Consider the following 5795-nt stretch of genomic DNA (forward strand, 5'->3'; position numbering starts at 1 on the left):
CTACGACGGCGCGGGCGGAACCCTGCCCGTGGATGTCGAGGGACGACTCGACGGCGTGGGCGACGCGCCGACCCTGCCCGAGGACATGGTGCTGCCCGACGGCACCCGCGCGGTGCAGGTCGACCTGACCCTGAGCGCGGATCCCGACACCGTGCTCACGGGCTGCTCGCTCGCCGTGCGGGACGCGGCCGGGACACGCTACGGGTACGTGGCGAGCGGCTGGGGTGCGCTGCAGTCCGCGATGCCGTGCGTCCCGGAGGACGCCCCGGGCCCGTGGCCGCCGCTGGGCGACCTCGAGGACTCGCTCGGCGACCCGGACGCCCCGCCCCGACCGGGCACGTGGTCCGTGTCGCCCGTCGTCGTCGTCCCTGACGGCGTGGAGATCACCGATGTCGCCCTCTGGTGGCAGATGCCCCAGTACGTGCTCCTCGAGGTCGCGAGCTAGGCCTCCGAGGCCCCGACCGGCTCGGGTGCCCGCGCCGCGACCGCCGCCTGGCCCGCGAGGATCCGGTCCACGCCTGCGGCGAGGAGCGCCATCGTCACGGTCAGGCCGACGGCCGTCGCGACGGACGAGACCATCGGAGCGAACGCGAGCCAGGTGTCGACGTCCTGCGGGCCGCTGATCGCCCGGAAGAGCAGCAGGATGCCCTCCTCGAGCCGGGTCGCCACCAGGAACGCCAGCGCGAACACGAGCATCGGGCCCAGCCCGGCGATCGCGAGCCGTCGCAGCCCGTCGACGAGCGCGGTGAACCGCCCCCGCACGTCGCCGACGACGGGCGCCGCGGCCTCGGTCGTCCAGCGACGCACCGGCGCCGGCACCCGCTGCCACGCGGCCAGGCGCACGCGCGGCTCGGGCTTGGGCGGTGCCGCGAGCTTGTGCCCGTAGACGACCGCGCCGACGGTGAGCCACGCCAGCGGGATGACCACGAGGTCGTCGAGGTTGCCCAGCACGCCGGCGACCGCGTTCACCGCCGCGTCGACCGGTCCGGCCACCGGGCCGAGCGCGTCGAGGACCGTGAGCCACCACTCGAGCACGATCGCCACGGCGCGCCGGGACTCGATCCATGTCCACACGCCGTCGAGCAGCTGGGTGGCGAACGCCGCGACCGCGAGCAGCCAGAACGCCTCGACGTACGCGCCCGCGAACGCGAGCGCGCGCCGGTGGCTGCGCCCCTCCCACCGGCCGAGCAGCCAGCGGAGCACGACCGCCACCACGACGAGGGCGACGAGCCCCCAACCGGTCGCGAGGTCGACGAACGACCCGTCGGGGCCGTCCCCCGAGAGCGAGAAGCCCTCCATGAACTCCCGGTACGCGGCCGTGTTGAGGAACCGCGCCCGGTCCTCGTCCAGCAGTCCGTAGGAGGTGTACAGCGCGAGGAACGGCACGAACACCGAGGCCAGCACGTCGACCAGGCCGCGCTCGTGCCCGGACGCGGCATCGTCGGGTCCGCGCGTGCGGCCGATRGCGTCGAGCGCGGGCAGGTCGCGACGCAGCACGTGCAGCATCGCCACGATCCCCGCGACCATGCTCAGAGGCGCGAGCACGAGCACCGCCCAGCCGAGCGTGTTGTTCACGGTCGCCGCGTTCACGGCGGCCCAGCCGGCCGCGTGCCGCCCCGCGACGGCGAGCAGCGCGATCACGAGCAGGAGCGGCCAGGTGCGCACCCACAGCCGGATGCCCTGCCCCACGACGGCACCGAGGTCGCTCAGCCACGCACGCAGTCCGGCGCGCGGTGCTCGGGACAGGGTCGGTGAGTCGGTCACGCCGGACATCATGACGCGCCCGGCGGTCGGGTGCGGACACGACCCGCAGTGGCGGAGCGACGAGCCCTCAGGGCACGGGTCCGCCGGCTGCGAGGTCGCGCACCAGCTGCTGACCGGCGTCGACGGACAGCTCCCGCAGTCGTGCCGCGAGCGGCGACAGGGTGCCCCGTGACACCACCCGCACGACGCGGTCCGGGACCGCCGGCTCGAGTCGGTGGAACGACAGGGCGTCGTCGTGGCGCTGACCCCACACGGAGAGCACAGGCATGACGGCCGAGCCGAGTCCCGCGCGCACCATCGAGGTGATGCCCTGGTTGTCCACCGTCCGGAAGACGATGTCGGGCGCGACCGCTGCCCGGGCGAAGGCGGCCTCGACCACCGCCTGGTCGCAGATCGGCGGGAGGGCCACCATCGGGCGGCCGTCGAGCTCGGCCAGCGGGACGGGTCCGGGCGGGAAGGCGGAAGGCCTGGACACCAGGACGTGCTCGTCCCGGAACACCTCGACGTGGTCGGCGTCGTCCGGGCCGGGGACGTCGAGGAACGCGAGGTCGAGCAGCTCGAGCGGCGGTTCCTCGGTCTCGTCCTCGAACAGTCGGACGTCCGCGTCCGGGTGCTCGACCCGGAGCCGGTCGAGAACCAGGGGGAGGAGCACGTTGGTCACCGTCTGGAAGGTGCCGACGTCGACGCGCCCGGCACCGGCGTGGAAGCGGTCGATGGCGTCCCGGGCGACCACGTCGGCCTCGAGCAGGGTCCGTGCCTGCGTGAGGACGAGGCGACCGAGCGGCGTGATCCGGGGTCGACGGGCTCCACCGGGACGGTCGAACACGGCGCCGCCCACACGTCGCTCCAGGGCGGCGACCTGCTGGCTCAGCGTCGACTGCGTGTAGCCCAGCTCGACGGCGGCGGCCCCGAAGGTGCCCGTGCGGGCCACGGCGTCGAGGGCGGCGAGAAGGCGCAGGTCGAGCATGCCGCAGTATCGCACCAACCGATCATCAGCATCAGGAACAATCGCTTTGCGCGGTGACGGAGCCGTCCTAGCGTCGCTCCCATGAACCCCGAGACCCTGATCCAGGTCGGCGACGTCGAGCTCTGCGTCCAGACCGCCGGTGACCGCGGCGACCCCGCCATCCTCCTCATCCACGGCGCGGCCGCGTCGATGGTCGGGTGGGAGGAGGAGCTGTGCGACCGGCTCGCCGCCGGCGGCCGGTTCGTCATCGGCTACGACCAGCGCGACACGGGACGGTCGACGGTCTCCCGCGGCGGGCACCCGGCGTACGACATGAGGGACCTGGCCGACGACGCCCTCGGGATCGTCGACGCGCTCGGCCTCGACGAGGTCCACGTGGTCGGCCGCTCGATGTCGGGCGGGACGGCGCTCATCCTGGCCGTCGACCACCCCGACCGCGTCGCGAGCGTGACGTTCCTGTCGACGACGACGGGTGACGCCGGACTGCCCGGCCCGACCTCCGCCTTCCGGGAGGCCGTCGGGGCGCCCGCCCCGGCTCTCGACGACCGCGACGYGTGGGTCGACCACACGGTCGCGGTGATCCGGGCCTACCACGGCGAGTCCACCCTCGTCGACGAGGCACACGTGCGCCGGCTCGTCGAGCTCGAGCTGGCGCGCTCCACGGACCCGAGCGCCGCGAGCAACCACTTCGCCATCGACACCCCGGGACCGGTGCACGGAGGGTTCGGCGACGTCGGTGTGCCCGCGCTCGTCGTCCATGGCGAGCTGGACCCGGTCTTCCCGCTGTCCCACGCGTACGCGCTGAGGAACGCGATACCGGGGGCGAGGCTGGTGGTGCTCGAGGGTGCCGGTCACGAGCTGCCACCGGCCCGCTGGGACGAGTTCACCGCGGCGCTGCTGGAGCACACCGCACCCCGGGGTGCGCGATGAGGTCCGCGGTGTGGCTGCCGCTGTTCGACGAGCTCGCCGACCCCCGGGTGGTCGCCGAGCTTGCCGTCGAGGCCGAGGCCGCGGGGTGGGACGGGTTCTTCGTGTGGGACCAGATCGCCTGGCGGGCGCCGGTGACGGCGGTGGCCGACCCGTGGGTCAGCCTCGCTGCCGCAGCTGCGCTGACCAGCCGCATCGCGCTCGGACCCATGGTGAGCCCCCTGGCGCGGCGTCGTCCCACCAAGGTCGCGCGGGAGACGGTGTCCCTCGACCGGCTCAGCGACGGGCGACTCGTCCTCGGCGTCGGTGTCGGCAGCGACTCGTTCGCCGGCGAGTACTCACGCACGGGCGAGCCCGTCCAGGACCGGACCCGCGCCGAGATGCTCGACGAGTCCCTCGAGATCCTGCGCTCGGCGTGGACCGGTGAGGCTGTGCACCATCACGGGCGGCACCACCTCGTCGACGGCATGACCTTCTCGCCCACCCCGGTGCGCGGTCACATCCCCGTCTGGGTCGCCGCGTTCCCCGGCAACCTGCGCCCCCTGCGGCGCGCGGCCCGCCATGACGGGTTCTTCCCGGTCAACCTCACGTCCCCGGACCAGCTGGCGGAGGCCGTGTCACGGGTGGGTGACCTGCGGACCGACCCGGTGCGAGCCTTCGACGTCGCGATCGACCTCACCCTCGGGGCCGATCCGGATCCCTGGGTCGCRGCCGGCGCCACGTGGGTCCTCACCGACGTCGACCCCGCGACGCTGCGCCTGGACGCGGTGCGAGGCATGGTCCGCGAGGGACCGGCATCCTGACGGTCAGCCGGCGCCGGGACCGGACAACCGGGTGCCGAACGTCCCCGCGGTCACCGTCGCGAACGAGCGGCGAACGACCTCCTCGAGGACGCCGAGGTCCACGGAGTCCAGGTCCTTGAGGTAAAGGCACCCCTTGCCCAGCGTGTGCGGGCCGAGGGACTCGAGCAGCTCGGCGTGCGCGTCGACGCCGTCCGGCAGGTAGACCGTGGTCGCGGTCTTGCGCGGGGAGAAGCCCGCCGCGCCCATGTCGCCCTCACGACCCGAGGGGTACCGGTAGTGGTACGTCCCGAACCCGACGATGGTCGGCCCCCACATCCGCGGCTGCTCGCCCGTGACGCGGCTCATGAGGGCGATCAGGCGCTCGGCGTCCCGACGACGGACCGGGTGCTCCACCCGCTCGATGAACGCCTCGACGTCGGCGCCGGTGGGGACGGTCTTGTTGGGCTCGTGCGCCATCCCGCCAGTATGGCGCCGGGTCAGTCCGCGAGCGCCTGGGCGATCCCGTGCCGTCCGATCTCGGCGAGGTGGGGATGGTCGACGGGGTGCATCTGCAGGACGACCGCCATGTGCAGCGCCCAGGCCTGGGCGCGCCGCCAGGTCGCGTCGTCGTAGGCCAGCCGCGCCCGGAACGCCGCCCGGCCCTCGGCGTCGAACGTGAGCCAGGCGGTCGACAGGTCCGAGGCGGGGTCGCCGGACGTGACGTCCCCGAAGTCGATGACCGCGCGCAGCCGGCCGTCGTGCACCAGCAGGTTGGCCGGGTGCGGGTCGCCGTGCAGCCAGAGGGCAGGGCCGTCCCACAAAGGCGCCGAGGCCAGGTCCCGCCACCGCTCGAGGATCCGGTCGGCGTCGGCGAGCCCGAGCTGGTCGAGGCGCTCGCGCAGCGGCTGCTCGCGGGTGCCGACGGGGATGCCGCGGAACGGGTTGACCGGTGCGTCGTCGGCGGCCGGCCGGTGCAGCGCGACGAACACCTCCGCCAGCTGCGGCGCCCATGCTGACCGACCCGGCACCGTTGTGCGGTGGGCTGCCACCGCGGCGAACCAGGGCACGACGCTCCAGGCCCACGGKTAGGTGGCCGACGGCATCCCGACACGGACCGGCACGGGCACGTCGACCGGCAGCCGGGGTGCCAGGACCGGCAGCCAGCGCTGCTCGTGGACCACCAGGGGCGCCGAGACCTCCCGCACGGGGAACCGGGCGGCGACGTGCTCACCGATCCGCCAGAGCGCGTTGTCCCAGCCGGTGCCGGCCCAGGTCAGCGGCCGGTCGGCGAGGTCGGGGTGCTGCTCGCGCAGGAGGGAGCGGGCGAGATCCTCGGTGACCTCGATCTCGGGGAG

At 74.1% G+C, this 5795-nt stretch carries 7 protein-coding genes; 3 read left to right on the top strand and 4 right to left on the bottom strand.

What is annotated here, in order from left to right; translation table 11 throughout:
- Nucleotides 1-445 (top strand): hypothetical protein (locus AC1DUQ_RS16200; RefSeq protein WP_477074138.1); only part of this gene is annotated, 445 nt, incomplete at its 5' end.
- Here the strand turns inward: AC1DUQ_RS16200 and AC1DUQ_RS16205 are convergent.
- The gene (locus AC1DUQ_RS16205) at nt 442-1764 is read right to left on the bottom strand and encodes a hypothetical protein (protein ID WP_477061805.1); all 1323 of its coding nucleotides are present in this window, start codon (nt 1762-1764) and stop codon (nt 442-444) included. The genes AC1DUQ_RS16200 and AC1DUQ_RS16205 overlap by 4 nt on opposite strands.
- Nucleotides 1765-1831: 67 nt before the next feature.
- The gene (locus AC1DUQ_RS16210; RefSeq protein WP_477061806.1) at nt 1832-2731 is read right to left on the bottom strand and encodes a LysR family transcriptional regulator; all 900 of its coding nucleotides are present in this window, start codon (nt 2729-2731) and stop codon (nt 1832-1834) included.
- Between the two features lie 81 nt (nt 2732-2812).
- On the opposite strand from AC1DUQ_RS16210, the gene AC1DUQ_RS16215 reads away from it, so the two are divergent.
- Together AC1DUQ_RS16215 and AC1DUQ_RS16220 are read left to right on the top strand one after the other, a co-directional pair.
- The gene (locus tag AC1DUQ_RS16215; protein ID WP_477074139.1) at nt 2813-3661 is read left to right on the top strand and encodes an alpha/beta fold hydrolase; all 849 of its coding nucleotides are present in this window, start codon (nt 2813-2815) and stop codon (nt 3659-3661) included.
- Nucleotides 3658-4461 (top strand): LLM class flavin-dependent oxidoreductase, encoded by an 804-nt coding sequence (locus AC1DUQ_RS16220; protein ID WP_477061808.1) that lies wholly within the window; start codon nt 3658-3660, stop codon nt 4459-4461. Before AC1DUQ_RS16215 ends, AC1DUQ_RS16220 begins: the two co-directional genes overlap by 4 nt.
- A 3-nt stretch (nt 4462-4464) precedes the next feature.
- On the opposite strand, the gene AC1DUQ_RS16225 is transcribed toward AC1DUQ_RS16220, so the two are convergent.
- On the bottom strand, nt 4465-4917 hold the full coding sequence (locus AC1DUQ_RS16225; protein ID WP_477061809.1) for a DUF1801 domain-containing protein: 453 nt from the start codon (nt 4915-4917) through the stop codon (nt 4465-4467).
- A 20-nt stretch (nt 4918-4937) separates the two neighbouring features.
- A partial coding sequence (locus AC1DUQ_RS16230) for an aminoglycoside phosphotransferase family protein (protein WP_477074140.1) occupies nt 4938-5795 on the bottom strand: 858 nt, incomplete at its 5' end.

Source organism: Cellulomonas sp. P4_B5_2, assembly GCF_056402235.1.

Excerpts from the sequence above, each read along its gene's own strand:
- AC1DUQ_RS16210 (WP_477061806.1), bottom strand. The coding sequence starts at position 2,731 with ATGCTCGACCTGCGCCTTCTCGCCGCCCTCGACGCCGTGGCCCGCACG.
- AC1DUQ_RS16225 (WP_477061809.1), bottom strand. The coding sequence starts at position 4,917 with ATGGCGCACGAGCCCAACAAGACCGTCCCCACCGGCGCCGACGTCGAG.